Genomic DNA, 19,760 nt, shown 5'->3' on the forward strand with positions numbered 1-19,760 from the left:
GAAGAACTGGCTGCAATGCGACGCAGAACGCGCGCTTTGCGGCTGTTTGCGGCGATTTTAAGCGCCCAGCGGGTCCGGAGAGATGTTGCCGCCGCAGATCAGCACCGCCACCCGCTCATCCGGTTCAGGCCGGTAGGCCCCCGAAAGCAGCGCCGCCAGCGCCGTCGCACCTGCCGGTTCCACCAGAATCCGATGCGCTTGCCACAGGGCTTGCTGCGCCCCGGCGATGGCTTCATCCCGCACCAGAACCGAAGTCACCCCCTGCGCCAGCCCGAAACAGATCGACCCGATCCGCCGCGCGCCCAGCGCATTGGCGGCAATGCCCGAGACCGTGACATCCACCGGCGCCCCCGCCTGCAAGGCCGCGTTCAGCGCGCAGGAGGTCTCGGGTTCAACCGCAACAACCTTGCGTGCGCCCTGAAACCAGCCCAGCGCCCCGGCGATCAATCCGCCGCCGCCAACGGCGATCAGAACGGTGTCGGCCCGCAGGCCCTGCGCCTCCCACTCGGCGAAACAGGTACCCTGCCCGGCCACGGTGGCGGGCGCGTCATAGGCATGGATCTGCATTGCGCCCGTCGCCTCTTCGTGCTGCTGCGCCCCGGTCAGTGCGTTGGCATACTCACCCGGCACCACGCTCAGATTGGCACCGGTCTGTTCGATCAGGGCGATTTTGGACGGCCCCGCAATTTCCGGCACGAAGATTTTCGCCGGATAGCCCAAGGACCGCGCCGCAAAGGCCGCCGCCGCACCATGATTGCCGCCCGATGCGGCCACAACGCCCGCCTCGGGCACGTCCATACTGAGCAACGTGTTGAACGCCCCACGCGCTTTAAAACTGCCGGTGTGTTGCAGATGCTCCAGCTTCATCCCGACCGGATAGCTCAGCCCCAAGGCCGTGCTTTCCATCACCGGCGTCACCTGCGCATACCCGGTGATCCGGTTGGCGGCGGCTGAAATTTCGCTCTTCCAATTCATTGTTGTTCTTCCGTGACTGGCGCTCTGGCCGCGAACCCTATAGCTGTTTCAGGAACACGCAAGCAGGGAACCATCACCCATGAGAGAAGACCGCCTGAGCCCTTTCCGCGACGCACAGACCGACCGCTCGACCGCGAGCGAGGTGCCGGACACGCCGCAAACGCGCTCGCCCGCCTATCGCCTTGCCTTTGCCGATGACGATTTCCTGTGCCGGGATGAGCTGCGCCCGGTGCGCCTGCAGCTGGAATTGCTGAAACCCGAGATGATCATGACCGAGCGTGAGATCACCTCGACCATCGTCATGTTCGGCGGTGCGCGTATTCCGGAACCGTCGCAGAAACACACCGCGCGGACTGAGACGCTGGCCGGTCTGTCGCAATATTATGACGAGGCCCGCGAATTCGCCCGGCTGATGACCGAGAAATCGAACGAAACCGGCTGCCGTGAAAACGTCATCGTCACCGGCGGCGGCCCTGGCGTGATGGAGGCCGGAAACCGCGGCGCACAAGATGCGGGCGGCTGTTCCATCGGGCTGAACATCGTGCTGCCACATGAACAGGCCCCGAACCTGTATGTGACGCCCGATCTCAGCTTTAACTTCCACTATTTTGCCATCCGCAAGATGCATTTCCTGATGCGCGCCCGCGCCATTACCATCTTCCCCGGCGGCTTCGGCACCATGGATGAGCTGTTCGAATCCCTCACCCTGATCCAGACCGGCCGGATGGAACGTGTACCTTTCTTGCTGTTCGGTCGTGAATTCTGGGAAAAGGTCATCAACTGGGAGGCGCTGGCCGATGCGGGCACCATCTCGGACGAAGACCTCGACCTGTTCCGCTTTGTCGATACCGCACAAGAGGCGGTGGATATCATCGAGAACTGGGAGCCTGCCCCGCCCCGCGACACAATTCCGGGGCGCTGAAGCATGGCGCCGAAGACCGGAGAGATGCTGCATCTGCGCGGTAATGCGTTGGACGCGGGCGACCCGGTGGCACTGCCGCTGACGCAAAGCAGCATGTTCCACCTGCCGGGCGCACCGGACGGCCTGCCCACCTATGGCCGGGTCGACAACCCCACGTGGCAGCATCTGGAACACGTTCTGGCCCATCTGGAGGACGCGCCTTGCCTGATCTTCCCGTCGGGCATGGGGGCAATTTCGGCGGCTTTGTTTGCGACCCTGAAAGCCGGATCGCACCTGCTGATCCCCTCGGATGGATATTACGTCACACGCGTACTTGCCGACCGGTTTCTGTCGGGGCTGGGTGTATCGGTTACCGAACGCCCGACAACCACGTTTACCGAAGGCGGGTTTGATGGCTTCGATGTGGTCTTTGTCGAAAGCCCCTCGAACCCCGGGCTGGACATGATGGACCTGCCCGCAATTGCCCAGGCCGTACGCGCCGCGGGGGGTATCACGATTGCCGACAACACGACCCTGACGCCCTTGGGCCAGCGCCCGCTGGATCTGGGTATAGACGTGGTGGTGGCCTCGGACACCAAAGCCATGGGTGGGCATTCCGACCTGCTGATGGGTCATGTCGCCAGCCGCAACCCGCAGATCATGGAACGGGTCGAGGAATGGCGGAGGGTTTCCGGCGCGATTCCCGGCCCGCATGAGGCATGGCTGCTGCATCGCGGGTTGGAGACGCTGGATGTGCGGTTCGACCGCATGTGCAGCTCGGCGCAGGTGCTGGCTGAACGGCTGGCGGATCACGCAGCGGTCCGGCAGATCCGCTATCCCGGCCTACCCGGTGACCCCTCGTACACGCTGGCCAAGGCTCAGACCGCACGGTTCGGATTCCTGCTGTCGATCACGCTCGAGTCGGAAGACAAGGCCGAAACTTTCATCAACGCCTGCCCGATGCTGCGGCCCGCCACCTCCTTCGGCGGCGTCCACAGTTCCGCCGAGCGTCGCGCCCGGTGGGGTGACGATGTCGACCCCGCCTTCATCCGCCTGTCGGTCGGGTGCGAGCCGGTGGAGGAACTTTGGCAGGCGATTGAGGCCAGCCTCAACGCGCTGTAATCACTTCTTGGGTTCGCGCAGTTCCGGGAACACAAAGATCGGCAACACGATGCTGCCGATCAGCGCGCCCAGCCAGACCAGCAGCGTTGCGGCCAGCAGGTTGGCAATCCCTCCGATGGTCAAGCCGTTGGTGATCCAGTCCGTCACCAGCAAACCCACGAACGTCACGATCAGCGCGATGCCACCCTTGATCGCGGGTGCTTTCTTTTCCCCCAGCTTCAGGATCAAAGGCTCGGCAATCACCTGAACCAGCGTAAAGACGATCACCACCACAATGAACGAGATCGGCCGGATCGCAAATTCCGACAACAGCAGCGCCGCCAGCAGCAACCCGATGGCATTCCCGGCCAGCAGGGCCAGAACGGACTTGAGTCTGCGCGTCATGGGGGTCTCCGTTAAAAATGCGAAACATGCATATGTTAACAGACCTGCGCGGATTTGCGAGCGGTTTCAAAAGCCTCTTCCTTTTGTCCCCTTGAAAACGCATGATAAAACCATCCTGTTCAGCCCGACCCGCGAGAGGTGAGATGAGCGACGATCCCTATTCCGCCCTTGGTGTCGCCAAGGACGCCAGCGAGGCGCAGATCAAAAAGGCCTATCGGCGCATCGCCAAGGAATGCCACCCCGATCTGAAACCCGGTGACGCCGAGGCAGAAGCCAAGTTCAAGGCCGCAGCCGCCGCCTATGACCTGCTGAAAGACCCGGAAAAGCGCGGGCAGTACGACCGGGGCGAGATCGATGCCTCGGGTCAGGAACGCCCGCAGCAGCAGTATTATCGCGACTATGCCGAGGCCGCCGGAAACCCCTATCGTGGACGCGCGGCGGACCCGGACGACATGTCGGACATTTTCGCCGAGTTCATGCGGGGCCGCAGCGGATCTGGCCAGCGCAGCCATGAATTCCACGCGCCGGGGCATAACCGTGCCTACAGCCTGCAGATCAGTTTTCTGGATGCGGTGTTCGGCGCCAGCCAGAAACTGACCCTGCCCGATGGCGACCGGATCGAGGTGAAAATCCCCGCCGGTATCACCGACGGCCAGACGATCCGCCTGCGCGGCAAGGGTGATCCGGGCTTTGGTGAGGGGCCTCCGGGCGACGCGCTGGTCACGGTCTCGGTCGCGAAACACCCGGTCTTCGACCGTCAGGGCGACGATATCCACATCACCCTGCCGATCACCATTGATGAGGCCATTCTGGGCGGCAAGGTGCCCGCCCCGACCATCGACGGCGGCGTCAATGTCAGCGTCCCCGCGGGGACCAGCAGCGGCAAGACCCTGCGCCTGCGTGGCAAGGGGGTAAAGAAACGCGGCTCGACCGAGCGGGGAGATCAGCTGATCGAACTGACCATCACGATGCCCGACCAGATCGACGACGCGTTGAAGCAGTTTATGGAGACATGGCGCGAGAACCACAGCTATGATCCGCGCAAAGGAATGCCGTCATGAGCCTGACCGAAGAGCAACTGATCGCAACCGTCACCCGCCTGACCTCGGCCCGGCTGACCGAGTATCTGGCCGCCGAGATCGTGATCCCGGAACAAACCGATGAGGGGCTGGTCTATCACAGCCTCGACGTCGCCCGTCTGGAACTGGCCTGCGAACTGCATGATCAGTACGAGATGGAGCCGGATGCCCTGTCGATGATGATCTCTCTGATCGACCAGATGCACGGTTTGCGCGCCGAACTGCGCGAGGTGCTGAACGCGGTCGAGGCGCAGCCCGACCCCGTGCGCCGGCAACTGATCGAGGTGATCGGCACAGCGCGGTTCCGTCGCAGATAACGGGCTTTTGGACTCGGGGTCTTTGCCGTAAAAGGCCCCCTTGATCCAAAACCCGGTATGTCCATGACCCAGTCCAGATCCGAATTGCTGATGCCTGCGGGCAACCTGCGCAAGTTGAAACTCGCCATCCTCTACGGGGCGGACGCGGTGTATCTGGGTACGCCGGATATGTCGCTGCGCACGAAATCCGAGTTCTCGCTGGAAGAGGTAATCGAAGGGGTCGAGTTCTGCCACCAGCACGGGCGGCGCGCCTACCTGACGCTGAACCTGTTTTCGCACAACAAAGACATCCCGAAGCTGGACGAATACATCGACACGGTCCGCAAGGTGAAACCTGACGGGTTGATCATCGCCGACCCCGGTGTGTTCCAATATGTGAGCGAACGGGCACCGGAACTGCCGCTGCATATCTCGACCCAGGCCAATATCTGTTCCTGGCTGTCGGTGAAGTTCTGGCAGGACCAAGGGGCCGAACTGGTGGTTCTGGCCCGCGAGGTGTCCTATCCCGAATTGGTGGAAATCCGCGAGAAATGCCCCGACATCAAGCTTGAGGCCTTTGTTCACGGCGCCATGTGCATGACCTATTCGGGCCGCTGCCTGCTGTCGAACTTCATGGCCGAGCGTGGTGCCAATCAGGGCAACTGCGCCAATTCTTGCCGCTGGAACTATGGTCTGAAGTTGCGCCTCAAGGACGGCACGCATCAGGAACTGCGCATCACCGAGGAAAACGCCGACCTGTTCGAGTTCCTGCTGGAAGAAGGTTGCCGTCCCGGGGATCTGATGCCCATCGAAGAGGATGATCGCGGCTCTTATATCCTGAACTCGCGCGACCTGTGCATCATGCCCAAGCTGGATGAGTACCTGAAGATCGGCGTCGACAGCCTCAAGGTCGAAGGGCGCGGCAAGTCCGAGTATTACGCCGCCATCGTCGCGCGGGCCTATCGTATGGCCATCGACGATTATCACGCGGACCCCGAGAACTGGGACCCGAAGCCCTATATGCGCGAACTCGAAACCGTCGGGAACCGTGGCTATACGCTGGCCTTCCACGAAGGGCGGCTGACCAATTATGCGCATGATTACGAACACACGGCATCCATCGCCCAATGGGAATATGCCGGGATCGTCACCGAGGTCACCGAAGATGCGTTTCTGGTCGAGGTGAAGAACAAGCTGGAACCGGGTGACGTGCTGGATTTCGTCTCACCCATCTCGCGCGACACAGTTCTGCTGCGGGTCTATGATTTCGAGCGGGCCCAAGATGGCGCGCGGCTGGACGTGGTGCATGGCAGCACGAAAACCGTGATCCGCCTGCCCTTCTCCCTGTTTGATCACGAAGATACCGACGACCTGCGCGCCCGATTCCCGGTCTATTCCGTCCTGCGCAAGGAACGCGCCCTGACCGACGAACACTGGAGCCGGATCCGGTTCGACAAGCTGGTGCAGGGGCTGGAAACCACAGGGCGCGACAACCCGACCGCCTACGCCCGCCGCCGCGACACATTGGTGGAAAAGATTGGTGAGGACGGCAACGAACGCCGCTTCAAGACCAACCGGATCGGCACCGAGGGCTGCTGCGGCAAGGGCTGCAACGGCTGCCTGATCTTCTGGCAGGATGAGAAATACGCGCTGGCCCGCGAGGTGCTGTCGAAACGCAAACAGGGCGAACAGCTCAGCCGCCGCGAAGCCACGGCGCTAAAACTGCCCGGCGAAGCTGTCTGACCGTCAGTTCCCGACGATGTAGTCTTCGGGAACAAAGAAGGTGTAGTCCCGGTCCGCCACCGCCTCGTGGCAATCATGGCAATAGCCGACCGCTGAGGCGCGGAACCCCATCGTGTCACCGAACAAAGACCCGTCCGGCAATACCATGATATAGCGCCAGTCGGCCGTGTCGGGGCTGGCGCCCTCGGCCAGTTTCTCCATCACGAACAGGGCGCCGGGATGGATGTTGCCCTCATCCGTGACGGTCACGCTGTCCTTGGCCAGCACCGAGCCCTTGGGCAGCTTTTCGCCCTCCTGCAATGTGCCGTAGTTATGCGCCATACGGTTGGCATAGCTGTTCACGAAACGCTGGCCATGGGTGGCCGAGATATAGGGCGCATCGTTGAACAGCGGCCAGCTCTGGTAGTTCAGCAACAGATCCAGCTGCGCGGCACCATAACCGCGCGCCATGCGCCGTTGCAGCGACTTGTAAATCTGCAACGCCTCGTCCTTGGACAGATCCGCCGGGTTTTCGATGGCAATATGCGCATCCTCGCCGGTGGATTGCGCAGCCGCAGGGGGGGCAGAAACGCCCGAGATCACCAACGCTGCAAGGAAGATCGAATACATTCGTTTTAATCGTAATAACATATGGATGGCCCACCTGGTTAATAAGGTTCGCCTGAACGCCGCTCGTCATGCCAGAAATAAGATAGCGGCCCTGAACAAACACGCCACGACCGGAGAGCGGCTTTCACCGCTTTGTGCGCAAGAGTGAAATGCGCCCATCCCGCCTTGACGGTCGAAATATATCAAATTTTGCATTCAAAAAACAGCGGGGCAAACATTAAATTATTGTCGCCCGCTGAAAGACAATCGATCGGGTCAGTTTTGCAGTCCGGCCTCGGCCTCGATCTGCTTGCGCGATTTGCGGGCGCGCTCGGTGGCTGATTTCAACTGCCCACAGGCCGCCATGATATCCTCGCCGCGGGTTTTGCGGATGGGAGAGGCGTAACCGGCCTGATAGATGATGTTCGCAAAAGCCCGAATACGGTTGTTCGAGCTGCGTTTATAGGGCGCGCCCGGCCATTCGTTGAAAGGGATCAGGTTGATCTTGGCCGGGATGTTGTGGCGCTTGATGTGGTCGATCAGGCGATGCGCATCCTCGTCACTGTCGTTGATGCCGTCCAGCATCACATATTCAAAGGTGATCCGCTCGGAATTCGAAGCTTTGGGATAGCTCGCCAGCGCCTGCAACAACTCCTCGATGTTCCAACGCTTGTTGATCGGCACCAGCACATCACGGGTTTCGTCCGTGGTGGCGTGGAACGAGATCGCCAGCAGACAACCGATTTCCTCGGCCGTGCGTGCAATCTCGGGCACCACGCCCGAGGTCGACAGCGTGATCCGGCGGCGCGACAGGGAAATCCCTTCGGGGTCCATTGCGATCTTCATCGCGTCACGCACATTTTCAAAATTATAGAGCGGCTCACCCATGCCCATCAGAACGATGTTCGACAACAGACGGGTTTCGTCTTTGGGCGCACCGGGGACCGGCCATTCCTCAAGATCATCGCGCGCCATCATCACCTGACCGACAATTTCCGCCGCGGTCAGGTTGCGCACCAGTTTCTGCGTGCCCGTATGACAGAAGGAACAGGTCAGCGTGCACCCCACCTGGGACGAGATGCACAGCGTGCCGCGATCCTCTTCGGGGATATAGACCACCTCAACCTCGTGCCCGCCAGCGATGCGGCACAGGTATTTGCGGGTGCCATCCTCGGATACCTGACGGGTCACAACCTCGGGGATTTCGATCACGAAACTCTGGGCCAGTTGCGCGCGATAGGCTTTGGCCAGATTGGTCATCTCAGCAAAGTCGCGCACGCCCCATTGATAAATCCACTGCCAGATCTGGCCGGTGCGCATCTTGGCCTGTTTTTCCGGCGTGCCATGTTCGATCAGAACTTCGCGCAGCTGGTCGCGGGTCAGGCCGACAAGGTTAATCTTCCCCTCGGGCAATTTGCGGGGGATGGTCATGACGTCTTGAGTGATCGGCGCTTTGGGCGACATGTGGCTATCTCAACGGATTCTGGCTTGGGATGCGCCTCTATATAGGAACATCCGCAAAGATCAAAAGGAATCGTACCGGTCAATCGGCAAAGCGCAGCAATTCATCCACCCGCGCACGCCCCAGATCAACCCGGCACGACGTGATCGCGATACCGGTTCCGGACCCTCCGCCGTATGAGGCACCGATGGCCTCGCATTGCGCATCCCTGTAGCGTTCCCAAGCCGTATGCGCGGCCTCAAGCGCTGGCTGCGCCACCACACGCCCGGTGACCTCGTCCAGCTCGGCGGCTGCCTGCATTGCAAAGCCGTAGCTTTCCTCCAGCGCCCGAGCGACCCGGCCCTCCATTGCGCTGACGCAAGACCCGATTTCGACCTGCGATCCTGCGCCTGAGCACTCTAGCGTCGGGTCCGACAGAGCAGCGGTTGGCAACAACAATAAAAGCAAGGCTTGGCGCATTTTCCGATCCCGATTTAGGCGTTGCCGGGCCACGATACCACGCAATACGCCAAGGCCCCAAATACAGATCGGCCGCACCGACCAAACCGGTGCGACCGAGTGCATGTCTATCGGGTCAGGTTCCCCCTCAGATACCCGCAGGCAGGATATCGCAATCTGCAGCGTCCAACGTTTTCACCGGATCTTCCGGGCCGCACTGCTCACCCGAGACCGGGTAGGTGTCGGCGTCTTTTTCACAGGCGCTCAGGAACATGGCGGCGGTCATCATGAAGGCGACAATGGTTTTGTTCAGCATGGCAAGCTCCTTCCTTGTCTCTGAACTGATTAGTTCAGAAAGGCCGGTAACTCTCTTTGATACGGATCAATTTTCCAGGCAGACGTGGCGTCAAGCGGGCGTGTTTTGCCCAAAAGAAAACCCCGCCGGATGACGGGGTTTTGCGTGTCTGCGGATCACAATCAGTTCGCGCAGCGTTTCTGAGCATCCTCAAGTGCCGCAGTGAACCCCAGCAACGAGAACGTATCCTTGGTCTGCGTGCCGCGTTCGGATCGCGCGGTCACCACCGCCTCGGTGCCTTTTTTCATGGCCGCGATCACATTGGGCTCCTGACCTTGGGTCGCGGGCCAAGCCCATTCGCCGTCGGTGATGAACTCAAACTCCTGATCGTCGATCCGGACATTGACCGAAGACCCGGCTGCAAACGGGTATCCGCCGGTAAAGGACACCTGACCGGCAACGTTTTCGCTGGGGCGGAACACAACGAACAGCAGGATGTCGCTGCGCCGCACCGAAACCACGCGCCCGCCGCGGGTGTTGACGGTTTCGTCGGGTGTCGCAACGCTCCAACACTCGGTGGGATCCTTTTCGACGAACACGCTCCAATCCGTCTTGGCGGCCACGCGATTGGTGCTGGACGCCTGTTGAGCGGTTGCAGTTGTGGCCATCCCTGCCACGCACAGGCCCGCGATCACGCGGACGAGTTTCGATCCCATTTGTCCAGCCTCCTAGCTCGACCTAAACCTCATACCCATCGGAAACACCTGCGCCCCTTGCCGGTTCGTCTGTAAGTTGCGTATTCCGATGATTGTCGACATACACACACTAACGCAGGTTTCGCCACAGGCGAAAGGGCGATTGGCAGAATTTTGCGCATATTAAGGAGGGTCCCGATGACGCAGCCCGTATCAATGACAGAACTGTGGCGTGGCCCTTTGCTGGAAAGTCTGCATCTGGGCCACGCGGTGATCTGCGACGACAGCGGCCAGATCGTGCAAAGCTGGGGGAATCCGGACGTGACGATCTATCCCCGGTCTTCGGCCAAGATGATACAAGGGCTTCCGCTGATTACCTCCGGCGCGGCGGCAAAATACGGGCTGAATTCCGAGCATCTGGCGCTGGCCTGTGCCTCGCATAGCGGCGCGCATATTCATACCGACCGCGTGACGGCCTGGCTGGATCATCTGGGCCTGACGGAACACGCTCTGCGCTGTGGCCCGCAGGAACCAGAGGACATGGCGGCGCGCGACGGGCTGATTCTGGCCGACGACACGCCTTGCCAGATTCACAACAATTGCTCGGGCAAACATTGCGGGTTCCTGACCGTGGCGCAGCATATGGGCGCAGGGCCGGAATATCTGGAGATCGACCATCCCGTGCAGCAGGCCTGCCTGTCCGCGCTTGAAGAAACCACCGGCGAGACCAGCCCGGCCTATGGCATCGACGGCTGTTCAGCGCCGAATTTCGCCACTTCGCTGGTGGGGCTGGCGCGGTCGATGGCGTGGTTTGCCTCGGCCGCTGACCGCTCGGACCGGGCCAGCGATGCGGCGCAGCAGTTGACGGCCGCGATGATCAAGCACCCGGAACTGGTAGCCGGTGAAAACCGCGCCTGCACCGAGCTGATGCGCGCCATGGAGGGCCGCGCCGCGATCAAGACCGGGGCCGAGGCCGTATTCGTTGCCATCATTCCGGAAAAACGCATGGGTGTGGCGCTGAAGATCACCGACGGCACCACCCGCGCCAGCGAATGCGCCATCGCGGCCATTCTGGTGCATCTGGGCGTGCTGGAGGCCGAGCACCCGGCCACCCGCAAATTCATGAATGCCATCCAATACAGCCGTCGCGGGATAGAATGCGGCGTGATCCGCCCTGCGCCGGGGTTCCCCGGCTAAGGGTCACATCTCGATCGGATGCACCTCGGCCACCTCGACTGACCCCGAGCCGTTCACAACCATGGGGCACCCCTTGGCCATCTCGGTCGCGGCGTCGATGCTGTCGGCCTTGATGACGGTAAAGCCCGAGGCCGGGTTTGCCCCACCATTGTCGACCACGCCACCGGAACTGACCGTATAGGACTGGCCCACCGGGTTACCGGGGATATCCAGCGCGTCGCCCATGTTCTGGAACCACGCCCCCCAGGCAGCCATGGTCGCTTCGATTTCGGCGGGGTCGGTTGGGGTGTGACCGCCGTGATAGACAAACAGAAACTGAGGCATTTCTCTTCCTCCCTGATGAAATCCTTAAAACTGAGCTTCCAATTTGCGTAGCGACGAGGTCCAGCCTTGGTTGTGGTTCGCCGCGATCTCATCATCACCCAGATCGCGGTGATCCAGGATCAGGCGCGCGCCCTCGCCAGCCGCCTCGACGGTCAGCGTTACATGGCTTTCGGCACCACGCTGGTCCTGATCGTCATGCCAGCCCCATGTGAACCCCACCGAGTTGGGCGGATCGACATGGGTAACCTGCCCCGAGACCTTGTATTGCTGGCCCTCGGCGTTCTGCATGACCGAATACCACGGCCCAAGGCGCGAGAAATCCAGATCATGCTGAGGTACATGCATCCCTTCGGGCCCCCACCACTGCAACAGCTTTGCGCCATCACTGATCCAAGCAAACAGATTTTCCGGGGTGGTGGGGAACTCACGTTCCAGTTTCAGGTCGGCCATGAGTTTTCCCTTTCAATCAAATCGTTCAAACGGTCGAGGCTGGATTCCCAGAATTGCCGTTTAGAGATGGCCCATTCGGCAATCGCCCGCAGCCCCTCGGGCTGGATGGAATACATCCGCTGGCTGCCCTGCACCCGTTGCTGCACCAGACCGGCCTCGCGCAGAACCTTCAGATGGCGCGAGATCGCAGCACCGGACATGCCGCGCCCGTCGATCAGGTCACCGGCGGGCAGCTCGCCATCCTGCATCAACTGCTCGACGATCGAGAATCGGGTGGCGTCGGACAGGGCCGAGAATGCGGTCAGAAGCGTGGTCATGACCGCTGTTTAACATTTTTGTTAAATAATGGAAAGACCCCATCGCCTTTGCCCACACAGTTTTCAGACCTCACGAAAACCCGGCACAGGTGAATTGCCGTTTCACGGATGCCCGATGATCCACCTTTAGCGGTTGCTTTCCCACAATCAGACCGCCAGATTTGCCGCAGTAGTGAACATAGGATCCAAGATGGCAAACGTCCGTTTTCTTCTCTCCACCGGCCGCACCTCGACGCAGAATATCGCGTCCATCCTTCAGGCGTCACTACCTGAAACAGTTGTTGAGCATGAACCCCTTGGTCCCGACTATTTCTCACGCCACGTTTACCGCCGCCCGAAAAGTTTTTTCGGCGCATTGGGAAAGCACGTCCCCATTCAACGCAAGCTGATTGAAATCGAAGACATGCTGGCCAGTGGCACATCCTATATCGACGTCGGCTGGACCTGCTACGCGTGGCTGCCCTATTTCGCAATGCGGTTCAAAAACGAACTCGGCTTTGCGCATTTGCTTCGAAATCCGTTTGAAACCGCTACTTCACATGCCACGCACGGTATCTTTGTTCCCGGAGTGCCGCGTGGGCGAAGGACAGAGAAAATCGCGGTGATACACCCGGATGACCCGACCGTGCATTTCAAGAAAGTCGCGCAAAACGCGGCAAAGTTCTCGCCTTTTGAGAAAAACCTTTTCAATTGGCTGGAAGTCAATCAATTCGCTCTGGAACAGCATGAACGTGACGGATTCATCGGTCTGTACCGGTTCGAGGATCTTTATAATCCTGACGACCCAAAACTATCCGCATTTTTGACCGATTTTGCCGGAACGGCGGATTATGATGTGAAGTCAACGCCGGTCGACAAGGTGCAGAAGATTCTCCCGACAACCATTGATTCAGTGGATCAGCAATTGCTGGATGCGGTCTTCGATCTGGCAATCAGGCTTGGCTATAGTGAAGAAGAGCTTGACCGGTATTGGGATGCGGGCGCATTGCAGGAAAAGTACTCGGCCAGACGGCGCTAGGGAACTGGCGCTGCTCAGGGATTCTACGCTCTCAGGAACTGGTCACTCTTGCTCGCGAAACTCGTTCCGGGAATACCCTTGCAGGTATAGCAAGGCCGTCAGATCTCCGAAGTTGACCCTGACGTCGCATTGCTGCGCGACCGAAGGTTTGGCGTGCAGCGCCACCCCGGTTCCGGCCTTGCCCAACATGCCCAGATCGTTGGCACCGTCGCCCACAGCCAGCACGTCGGCAGCAGACAGGCCCAGTCGTTTGGTGATCTGCTCCAACGCGTCCACCTTGGCCTGCTTGCCCAGAATGGGGCGCTGAACATCTCCGGTCAGTTTGCCGTTCTCGGTCAGCAGAGTGTTTGCACGGTTTTCGTCAAATCCCAGCTGCTCGGCCACCTTGGAGGCAAATGCCGTGAACCCGCCCGAAACCAAGGCCGTATAGCCACCGTTCAGGCGCATGGTTGCAACCAGCTCCGCTCCACCCGGCATCAGCGTGATACGTTCCTGCAGCACCCTGTCGATCACCGACTCGCCCAGCCCTTTCATCAGGCCGACCCGTTCAATCAGCGCGCCATCGAAATCCAGCTCGCCGTTCATCGCCCTTGCGGTGATCTCTTTGACCCGGTCGCCGACACCGGCCTCGTCGGCCAGTTCGTCGATGCATTCCTGCTGGATCATGGTGCTGTCCATATCGGCCAGCAGCATCAGCTTGCGCCGCTTACCGAAGGGTTGCACGATCAGGTCGACCTCCAACAGCTGCAGTTCAGCCCAGACCGCCTCTTGATTGTCGGACAAGGCCGGGAACCTGAACTCGGCCGCCTCATTCTCGCTCAGCCAGATCGGCTCCGACCCGCCCCAGGCATTGCAGAGCGTCTCGACCAGAGCTTCCTCAAGCTTAGGCGTGTTTGGGTTGGTCAACAGAGTGGCTACGAACATGGTTAGTCTCCTGAAGGCTGTTCTGCGCATATCGCACAGCCGACCAATTCACCAGAGACCTTGTTGCGTTTACAGCAGGATGCAGGGCCGCAACGGGCCAAGCGCAGACCGTCGGGCGCGAGATTGCCGAGGGCATGCTGGCCATCGAGTTCTCGTGCACCCGCGCCACGTGTGCCGGCGTTTGCGGGCGTGCCGCGAGGTACCGGATGACCACGGAATTCTGATCCCGACCCCGTTTTCCGCTTTACCGCCCAACCGATCCGGGACAGATTCAGCCCCGAATTGAGCAGGCGCAAAGGAATAACACTATGGGCAACCCGCTTTATGACCGGCTGTTTGGCATTCACGCGGGCAAGCATACCCCGTTCCTGCATTTGCCCGATGGACAGACCCTGACCCATGCCGCCTTTCTGGATTTGGCCGCGCAGATCGCCAACGCCCTGACCGGGTATGAGCTGGAACCCGGCGAGCGGGTGGCCGTACAGGTCGAAAAATCCCCCGAGGCACTGGCGCTTTATGCCGCCTGTGCACAGACCGGGTTGATCTTTCTGCCGCTTAACACCGGCTACACCACGAGCGAGCTGCAGTATTTCATCGAAAACAGCGGCGCCAAGCTGGTCGTCTGCGGCGATGCGAAAGCCGAAGGGCTCGCTTCCATCGCCGCCGCCCAAAATGCAAGGTTAGAGACGCTGAACGCCGACGGATCCGGCAGCCTGATGCGGCGGTCACTGGGTATGCTACCCGCGTTCGAGCCCGTTCGCCGCACCGAGGATGACCTGGCCGCGTTCCTCTATACCTCGGGCACCACCGGGCGATCCAAGGGCGCGATGCTGACGCAAGCCAACCTGCTGTCGAATGCCGAGACGCTGGTGCAGGAATGGCGCTTCACAGCCGATGACGCGCTGCTACATGCCCTGCCGATCTTTCACACCCACGGGCTGTTTGTGGCGACCAATGTGGTGCTGGCCTCGGGCGGGTCGATGATCTTTCTGCCGAAATTTGATCTTGAGGACATGCTGCGCCTGATGCCGCAGGCCAGCTCGATGATGGGGGTGCCGACCTTTTACTCCCGCCTGCTGGACGATGACCGGTTCACCGACGATCTGACGCGACATATGCGGCTGTTCATTTCGGGCTCGGCCCCGTTGCTGGCCGAGACGCATGAACGGTTTGAAACCCGCACCGGCCACCGCATCCTTGAACGCTATGGCATGACCGAAACCAACATGAGCACCTCGAACCCCTATGACGGCGAACGTCGCGCCGGCACGGTGGGCTTCCCCCTGCCGGATGTGGACCTGAAGGTGACGGATCCCGAAACGGGCGAAACCCTGCCCCAAGGCGAGATCGGCATGATCGAGGTACGTGGCCCCAACGTCTTTCAAGGCTACTGGCAGATGCCCGAGAAAACCGCCGCCGAACTGCGGCCAGACGGGTTCTTCATCACCGGCGATCTGGGGCGTGTGGACAAGGACGGCTATGTCCATATCGTTGGCCGCGGCAAGGACCTGATCATCTCGGGCGGTTACAACATCTATCCCAAAGAGGTCGAACTGCTGCTGGACGACCAGCCCGGTGTGTTGGAAAGCGCGGTGATCGGTGTGCCGCATCCTGATTTCGGCGAAACCCCGGTGGGTATTCTGGTGCCCGAGCCGGGACAGAGCCCGGACCCCGAAGCCATTCTGGCCAATGTGCAGGATGCTTTGGCCCGGTTCAAACACCCCCGCAAGCTGATCGTGCTGGATGAGCTTCCGCGCAACACAATGGGCAAGGTGCAGAAAAACGTCCTGCGTGAGGATTACAAGGACCTGTTCACCAAGGGTTAGGGGTCAGCGGCACCCGCCCCGCCTCGGTCAGCAGCCAGCAGCCGCGGCCTTCAAAGACCGCCGTGGCCAGCGGACGGCCATAGCCCGCACCCGCATCCAGATTGATCCGTACGCCGCAGTGTTCGGCCCGGTCCACCGGTGTGTGCCCGTGTACCAACAGCCATGGATGCGGGCCGGGGTCACGCAGAAACTCGTGGCGTATCCAGACCAGATCATCCTCGGCCTGTTGTTCCAGCGGAATGCCGGGGCGGATACCGGCGTGGACGAACAACAGTTCCCCTTCCTGATGGTACAAAGGCAACGCATTGATGAAGTCGATATGCGCGGGCGGCACCGCGGCACAGGCGCGCTCGTTGACCTGAAAGATGCGGTCTTCATCGACGACATCAACCCCGTATGAACCCAGCGTTTCCCGCCCGCCCAAACGCGGGTGCAGCCAGCTGAGCGTGATCGGCAGGCGATTGTCGGCGATCTCACAATCCTGTACGAACCGGGCCATCATGCGGTCGTGGTTGCCCTTGACCATAACCCAGTTCCGATCCGCGCGCTGCCCTTCGATCAGCAGGTCCAACACGCCGCGACTGTCGGGGCCGCGGTCCACATAATCCCCCAGAAACACAATTCGCGCATCCGGCCCGCCATCCTGTTCAATCAGGTGCAGCGCGTGTTCCAGCATGCCAAGCTGACCATGAATGTCGCCGATGGCGTAGATGGGGGAGGTCATGAAAAATCCTCGGTCAAAGTGAATACCCTGCTTGTGGCGCGTTTCCGGTCGCCGGGAAAGAAAATACCCGCGCCTTGGGCGGCGCGGGTACGGATTGTCTCAGAATTTCAACACCGCTCAGGCGACGTCGAACTCCAGCGGCTTGATCTGGGTGAACAGCCCGGTTTCCGCCAGCTTGGCGCGGGCTTCGGCCGGGACCGGCTCGTCGACGTAAAGCAGAGCGATGGCCTCACCGCCCGCCTCGGACCGGCCAAGGGTAAAGTTGGCGATGTTCACGTCATTCTCACCCATGGTCTGACCCAGCGCACCGATGATACCCGGAACGTCCTCGTTCGTGGTGTAAAGCATATGCGCACCCACCTCGGCGTCGATATTGATGCCTTTGATCTGGATGAAACGCGGCTTGCCGTCGCTGAACACGGTGCCCGCGATCGAGCGTTCGCGCTTGTCGGTGACAACCGTGACCTTGATATAGCCATCAAAGACACCGGACTTGTCCTGATTGGTGGTCGAGATCTTGATCCCCCGCTCTTTCGCGACAACCGGGGCCGAGACCATGTTCACCTCGGGGTTGAACTTTTTCATGATCCCCGCGACCACGGCGCAGTTCAGCGCGGCGAGGTTCATTTCAGCGGCTACACCATCATAGAGGATGTTGATCGCCTTGACCGGCTCGTCCGTCATCTGACCGATGAAGCTGCCCAGATGGCCGGCCAGCTTGATCCAAGGCCCCATGACTTTGGCCTCTTCTGCTGTCACACTGGGCATGTTCAGCGCGTTTTCCACCGCCCCGGTCAGCAGATAGTTCGAGATCTGCTCGGCCACCTGCAGCGCCACGTTTTCCTGTGCCTCGGTCGTGGCCGCGCCAAGGTGGGGCGTGCAGACCACGTTGGGCAGGTTGAACAGGGCGTTTTCCTTGGCCGGTTCCTCACTGAACACGTCAAAGGCCGCTCCGGCCACATGACCGGATTGCAGCGCCTCGGACAGTGCTTCCTCATCGACCAGACCACCACGGGCACAGTTGACGATACGAACGCCCTTCTTGGTCTTGGCAAGGTTTTCCCGGCTCAGAATGTTACGGGTCTGATCGGTCAGCGGCACGTGCAGGGTGATGAAATCGGCGCGCGACAACAGCTCGTCCAGCTCGACCTTTTCCACGCCCATCTTGGCGGCTTTCTCTTCGCCCAGATAAGGATCATAGGCGATGACCTTCATTTTCAGGCCCAGTGCGCGTTCGCAGACGATGCCGCCGATATTCCCGGCACCGATCACGCCGAGGGTCTTGTTGGTCAGCTCAATCCCCATGAACTTGGACTTTTCCCACTTGCCCGCATGGGTCGAGGTACTGGCCTCGGGGATTTGCCGGGCGACGGCGAACATCATCGCAATCGCATGCTCGGCGGTGGTGATCATGTTGCCAAAGGGCGTGTTCATCACGATCACGCCTTTCTTGGATGCAGCGTCCTTGTCGACGTTATCGGTGCCGATCCCGGCGCGGCCGATGACTTTCAGGTTGTCGGCTTTTTCCAGCAGGGTTGGCGTGACCTTGGTGGCGGACCGAATGGCAAGGCCGTCATATTGGCCAATCACCTCGGCCAGCTTGTCCTTGTCCTTGCCCAGGTCGGGCATGAAATCCACGTCAATGCCGCGATCACGGAAGATCTGCACGGCTGTTTCGCTGAGCTTGTCAGATACGAGTACTTTGGGGGCCATATTCTCTGGTCCTTGAATTGTATGGAAAGCCCGGGCCTTGAGCGGCCCGGTGAAATGTCAGGCAGCTTCGGTTTGCGCCGCGATCTCGGCCTCGAAGGCCCAGGCCAGCCACGGCAGCATCGCCGCGATATCCGAGGTTTCCACAGTACCGCCGCACCAGATACGCAGGCCCGCAGGCGCGTCGCGATAGGCCCCGATGTCCAGAGCGATGTTTTCGGCCTCAAGCCGCTTGGCCACGGCCTTGGCGAAACTCGCGCCGTCCTGAATACGCGGATCGGTGAATTTCAGGCAAACCGAGGTATTCGACCGCGTCGCCGCATCGTCAGCCAGATTGGCGATCCAGTCATTCTGGTCACAGAACGCATGCACAGCACCGGCATTGGCGTCGGCACGGGCGATCAGCCCTTGCAGCCCACCGACCGAGCGCGCCCAGTCCAGCGCGAACAGGTAATCTTCGACCGCCAGCATCGAGGGCGTGTTGATCGTGGCCCCGGTAAAGATACCTTCGATCAGCTTGCCGCCTTTGGTCAGGCGGAAAATCTTCGGCAGCGGCCATGCGGGGGTGTAGCTTTCCAGCCGTTCCACCGCGCGAGGGGAAAGGATCAGCATCCCGTGCGCCGCCTCACCGCCCAACACTTTCTGCCAGCTGAACGTGGTCACATCCAGCTTGTCCCAAGGCAGGTCCATCGCAAAGGCGGCGCTTGTCGCATCGCAGATCGTCAGACCCTGACGGTCATCGGCGATCCAGTCGCCATTCGGAACCCGTACGCCCGAGGTCGTCCCGTTCCATGTAAACACCACGTCATTGGCAAAATCGACCGAGGCCAGATCCACGATCTGCCCGTAATCGGCGGTTTTTACCTCGGCGTCGATCTTCAACTGTTTGACCACATCGGTGACCCAGCCCGCGCCAAAGCTTTCCCAGGCCAGCATCTCGACCTTGCGTTCGCCCAGCAGCGACCACAGCGCCATCTCGACCGCGCCGGTGTCCGAGGCGGGAACGATGCCGATCCTGTAGTCCGCCGGAATGCCCAGCACCTCTCGTGTGCCTTCGATGGCCGCCTTCAGCTTGTCCTTGCCGACAGCGGCACGGTGCGACCGGCCAAGTGCGGCATCGGCCAGTTTGCTCAGATCAAATGTGGGGGGTTTGGCGCAGGGGCCCGAGGAAAAACGCGGATTTGCCGGCCGCGTGACCGGTTGTTCGATAGTCATGTGTATTACCCTTCCAGATACACGCCCCTCGTTGGGGAGGGGTGTCCCACCTCAACACCTAGAAAGCCCGCCGCGAC

The 19,760-nt window shown here is 60.8% G+C and carries 22 protein-coding genes; 8 read left to right on the top strand and 14 right to left on the bottom strand.

The window, feature by feature from the left end; translation table 11 throughout:
• Positions 1-57 precede the first annotated feature (57 nt).
• Positions 58-975, bottom strand: coding sequence for a threonine/serine dehydratase (locus tag ACR0DO_RS15960; protein ID WP_480560180.1), 918 nt, complete (start codon positions 973-975; stop codon positions 58-60).
• A 79-nt stretch (positions 976-1,054) separates the two neighbouring features.
• Between ACR0DO_RS15960 and ACR0DO_RS15965 the strand changes: the two genes are divergently transcribed.
• Together ACR0DO_RS15965 and ACR0DO_RS15970 are read left to right on the top strand one after the other, a co-directional pair.
• Positions 1,055-1,897 carry an LOG family protein gene (locus ACR0DO_RS15965; protein WP_480560182.1) on the top strand — a complete coding sequence of 281 codons (843 nt, stop codon included), beginning with the start codon at positions 1,055-1,057 and terminating at the stop codon, positions 1,895-1,897.
• Positions 1,898-1,900: 3 nt separating this feature from the next.
• Positions 1,901-2,998, top strand: a complete 1,098-nt coding sequence (locus tag ACR0DO_RS15970; protein WP_480560184.1) for a cystathionine gamma-lyase — start codon at positions 1,901-1,903, stop codon at positions 2,996-2,998.
• On the opposite strand, the gene ACR0DO_RS15975 is transcribed toward ACR0DO_RS15970, so the two are convergent.
• Positions 2,999-3,382 carry a hypothetical protein gene (locus ACR0DO_RS15975; protein WP_480560186.1) on the bottom strand — a complete coding sequence of 128 codons (384 nt, stop codon included), beginning with the start codon at positions 3,380-3,382 and terminating at the stop codon, positions 2,999-3,001.
• A 143-nt stretch (positions 3,383-3,525) separates the two neighbouring features.
• Between ACR0DO_RS15975 and ACR0DO_RS15980 the strand changes: the two genes are divergently transcribed.
• From ACR0DO_RS15980 to ACR0DO_RS15990, 3 genes are all read left to right on the top strand, one after another.
• Positions 3,526-4,443 carry a DnaJ C-terminal domain-containing protein gene (locus ACR0DO_RS15980; RefSeq protein WP_480560188.1) on the top strand — a complete coding sequence of 306 codons (918 nt, stop codon included), beginning with the start codon at positions 3,526-3,528 and terminating at the stop codon, positions 4,441-4,443.
• On the top strand, positions 4,440-4,778 hold the full coding sequence (locus ACR0DO_RS15985; RefSeq protein ID WP_480560190.1) for a chaperone modulator CbpM: 339 nt from the start codon (positions 4,440-4,442) through the stop codon (positions 4,776-4,778). The genes ACR0DO_RS15980 and ACR0DO_RS15985 overlap by 4 nt, the downstream gene beginning before the upstream one ends.
• Positions 4,779-4,841: 63 nt before the next feature.
• On the top strand, positions 4,842-6,500 hold the full coding sequence (locus ACR0DO_RS15990; protein ID WP_480560192.1) for a U32 family peptidase: 1,659 nt from the start codon (positions 4,842-4,844) through the stop codon (positions 6,498-6,500).
• 3 nt (positions 6,501-6,503) lie between these two features.
• Here the strand turns inward: ACR0DO_RS15990 and ACR0DO_RS15995 are convergent, their stop codons facing one another.
• The 5 genes from ACR0DO_RS15995 to ACR0DO_RS16015 all read right to left on the bottom strand — a co-directional run bounded on the left by ACR0DO_RS15995 (position 6,504) and on the right by ACR0DO_RS16015 (position 9,999).
• The gene (locus ACR0DO_RS15995; protein WP_480560194.1) at positions 6,504-7,109 is read right to left on the bottom strand and encodes a cytochrome P460 family protein; all 606 of its coding nucleotides are present in this window, start codon (positions 7,107-7,109) and stop codon (positions 6,504-6,506) included.
• Positions 7,110-7,364: 255 nt separating this feature from the next.
• Entirely contained in the window at positions 7,365-8,552 is a 1,188-nt protein-coding gene (rlmN, locus tag ACR0DO_RS16000) for a dual-specificity RNA methyltransferase RlmN (RefSeq protein WP_480560196.1), read from the bottom strand.
• Between the two features lie 79 nt (positions 8,553-8,631).
• A complete protein-coding gene (locus ACR0DO_RS16005) occupies positions 8,632-9,009 on the bottom strand; it encodes a lysozyme inhibitor LprI family protein (RefSeq protein ID WP_480560198.1) in 378 nt (125 codons plus the stop codon).
• 127 nt (positions 9,010-9,136) lie between these two features.
• Complete coding sequence (locus ACR0DO_RS16010; protein WP_170447168.1) at positions 9,137-9,304, bottom strand: hypothetical protein; 168 nt, start codon at positions 9,302-9,304, stop codon at positions 9,137-9,139.
• Between the two features lie 161 nt (positions 9,305-9,465).
• On the bottom strand, positions 9,466-9,999 hold the full coding sequence (locus ACR0DO_RS16015; RefSeq protein WP_170447171.1) for an invasion associated locus B family protein: 534 nt from the start codon (positions 9,997-9,999) through the stop codon (positions 9,466-9,468).
• A 177-nt stretch (positions 10,000-10,176) separates the two neighbouring features.
• Between ACR0DO_RS16015 and ACR0DO_RS16020 the strand changes: the two genes are divergently transcribed.
• A complete protein-coding gene (locus ACR0DO_RS16020) occupies positions 10,177-11,175 on the top strand; it encodes an asparaginase (RefSeq protein ID WP_480560201.1) in 999 nt (332 codons plus the stop codon).
• 3 nt (positions 11,176-11,178) lie between these two features.
• Here the strand turns inward: ACR0DO_RS16020 and ACR0DO_RS16025 are convergent, their stop codons facing one another.
• The 3 genes from ACR0DO_RS16025 to ACR0DO_RS16035 are packed head-to-tail and all read right to left on the bottom strand — an operon-like array spanning position 11,179 to position 12,266.
• On the bottom strand, positions 11,179-11,499 hold the full coding sequence (locus ACR0DO_RS16025) for a YciI family protein (protein ID WP_480560203.1): 321 nt from the start codon (positions 11,497-11,499) through the stop codon (positions 11,179-11,181).
• Positions 11,500-11,523: 24 nt separating this feature from the next.
• Entirely contained in the window at positions 11,524-11,949 is a 426-nt protein-coding gene (locus ACR0DO_RS16030) for an SRPBCC family protein (RefSeq protein WP_480560205.1), read from the bottom strand.
• Positions 11,937-12,266: a metalloregulator ArsR/SmtB family transcription factor gene (locus tag ACR0DO_RS16035; RefSeq protein WP_170447178.1), complete on the bottom strand. Its 330-nt coding sequence runs from the start codon at positions 12,264-12,266 to the stop codon at positions 11,937-11,939. The genes ACR0DO_RS16030 and ACR0DO_RS16035 overlap by 13 nt, the downstream gene beginning before the upstream one ends.
• 190 nt (positions 12,267-12,456) lie before the next feature.
• Between ACR0DO_RS16035 and ACR0DO_RS16040 the strand changes: the two genes are divergently transcribed.
• Entirely contained in the window at positions 12,457-13,284 is an 828-nt protein-coding gene (locus tag ACR0DO_RS16040) for a hypothetical protein (protein ID WP_480560207.1), read from the top strand.
• A gap of 42 nt (positions 13,285-13,326) precedes the next feature.
• On the opposite strand, the gene serB is transcribed toward ACR0DO_RS16040, so the two are convergent.
• The gene (gene serB, locus ACR0DO_RS16045) at positions 13,327-14,208 is read right to left on the bottom strand and encodes a phosphoserine phosphatase SerB (protein ID WP_480560209.1); all 882 of its coding nucleotides are present in this window, start codon (positions 14,206-14,208) and stop codon (positions 13,327-13,329) included.
• A 308-nt stretch (positions 14,209-14,516) separates the two neighbouring features.
• Between serB and ACR0DO_RS16050 the strand changes: the two genes are divergently transcribed.
• Positions 14,517-16,034 (top strand): malonate--CoA ligase, encoded by a 1,518-nt coding sequence (locus ACR0DO_RS16050; protein WP_480560211.1) that lies wholly within the window; start codon positions 14,517-14,519, stop codon positions 16,032-16,034.
• Here the strand turns inward: ACR0DO_RS16050 and ACR0DO_RS16055 are convergent.
• The 3 genes from ACR0DO_RS16055 to ACR0DO_RS16065 all read right to left on the bottom strand — a co-directional run bounded on the left by ACR0DO_RS16055 (position 16,021) and on the right by ACR0DO_RS16065 (position 19,683).
• A complete protein-coding gene (locus ACR0DO_RS16055) occupies positions 16,021-16,758 on the bottom strand; it encodes a metallophosphoesterase family protein (RefSeq protein ID WP_480560213.1) in 738 nt (245 codons plus the stop codon). The genes ACR0DO_RS16050 and ACR0DO_RS16055 overlap by 14 nt on opposite strands.
• A 117-nt stretch (positions 16,759-16,875) precedes the next feature.
• Positions 16,876-18,471 (bottom strand): phosphoglycerate dehydrogenase, encoded by a 1,596-nt coding sequence (gene serA / locus ACR0DO_RS16060; RefSeq protein ID WP_170447188.1) that lies wholly within the window; start codon positions 18,469-18,471, stop codon positions 16,876-16,878.
• A 57-nt stretch (positions 18,472-18,528) separates the two neighbouring features.
• Positions 18,529-19,683 carry a phosphoserine transaminase gene (locus tag ACR0DO_RS16065; protein ID WP_480560215.1) on the bottom strand — a complete coding sequence of 385 codons (1,155 nt, stop codon included), beginning with the start codon at positions 19,681-19,683 and terminating at the stop codon, positions 18,529-18,531.
• Positions 19,684-19,760 lie beyond the last annotated feature (77 nt).

The sequence above is a fragment of the Ruegeria sp. AM9 genome, from assembly GCF_056540565.1.

Coding starts and splice junctions, on each gene's coding strand:
- ACR0DO_RS15975 (WP_480560186.1), bottom strand. CDS start 3,382: ATGACGCGCAGACTCAAGTCCGTTCTGGCCCTGCTGGCCGGGAATGCC.
- ACR0DO_RS16015 (WP_170447171.1), bottom strand. CDS start 9,999: ATGGGATCGAAACTCGTCCGCGTGATCGCGGGCCTGTGCGTGGCAGGG.
- ACR0DO_RS16020 (WP_480560201.1), top strand. CDS start 10,177: ATGACGCAGCCCGTATCAATGACAGAACTGTGGCGTGGCCCTTTGCTG.
- serB (WP_480560209.1), bottom strand. CDS start 14,208: ATGTTCGTAGCCACTCTGTTGACCAACCCAAACACGCCTAAGCTTGAG.
- ACR0DO_RS15990 (WP_480560192.1), top strand. CDS start 4,842: ATGACCCAGTCCAGATCCGAATTGCTGATGCCTGCGGGCAACCTGCGC.
- ACR0DO_RS15985 (WP_480560190.1), top strand. CDS start 4,440: ATGAGCCTGACCGAAGAGCAACTGATCGCAACCGTCACCCGCCTGACC.
- ACR0DO_RS16030 (WP_480560205.1), bottom strand. CDS start 11,949: ATGGCCGACCTGAAACTGGAACGTGAGTTCCCCACCACCCCGGAAAAT.
- ACR0DO_RS16065 (WP_480560215.1), bottom strand. CDS start 19,683: ATGACTATCGAACAACCGGTCACGCGGCCGGCAAATCCGCGTTTTTCC.
- ACR0DO_RS16005 (WP_480560198.1), bottom strand. CDS start 9,009: ATGCGCCAAGCCTTGCTTTTATTGTTGTTGCCAACCGCTGCTCTGTCG.
- ACR0DO_RS16010 (WP_170447168.1), bottom strand. CDS start 9,304: ATGCTGAACAAAACCATTGTCGCCTTCATGATGACCGCCGCCATGTTC.
- ACR0DO_RS15965 (WP_480560182.1), top strand. CDS start 1,055: ATGAGAGAAGACCGCCTGAGCCCTTTCCGCGACGCACAGACCGACCGC.
- ACR0DO_RS16040 (WP_480560207.1), top strand. CDS start 12,457: ATGGCAAACGTCCGTTTTCTTCTCTCCACCGGCCGCACCTCGACGCAG.
- ACR0DO_RS15970 (WP_480560184.1), top strand. CDS start 1,901: ATGGCGCCGAAGACCGGAGAGATGCTGCATCTGCGCGGTAATGCGTTG.
- rlmN (WP_480560196.1), bottom strand. CDS start 8,552: ATGTCGCCCAAAGCGCCGATCACTCAAGACGTCATGACCATCCCCCGC.
- ACR0DO_RS15995 (WP_480560194.1), bottom strand. CDS start 7,109: ATGTATTCGATCTTCCTTGCAGCGTTGGTGATCTCGGGCGTTTCTGCC.
- ACR0DO_RS15980 (WP_480560188.1), top strand. CDS start 3,526: ATGAGCGACGATCCCTATTCCGCCCTTGGTGTCGCCAAGGACGCCAGC.
- ACR0DO_RS16050 (WP_480560211.1), top strand. CDS start 14,517: ATGGGCAACCCGCTTTATGACCGGCTGTTTGGCATTCACGCGGGCAAG.
- ACR0DO_RS16025 (WP_480560203.1), bottom strand. CDS start 11,499: ATGCCTCAGTTTCTGTTTGTCTATCACGGCGGTCACACCCCAACCGAC.
- ACR0DO_RS16035 (WP_170447178.1), bottom strand. CDS start 12,266: ATGACCACGCTTCTGACCGCATTCTCGGCCCTGTCCGACGCCACCCGA.
- ACR0DO_RS15960 (WP_480560180.1), bottom strand. CDS start 975: ATGAATTGGAAGAGCGAAATTTCAGCCGCCGCCAACCGGATCACCGGG.
- serA (WP_170447188.1), bottom strand. CDS start 18,471: ATGGCCCCCAAAGTACTCGTATCTGACAAGCTCAGCGAAACAGCCGTG.
- ACR0DO_RS16055 (WP_480560213.1), bottom strand. CDS start 16,758: ATGACCTCCCCCATCTACGCCATCGGCGACATTCATGGTCAGCTTGGC.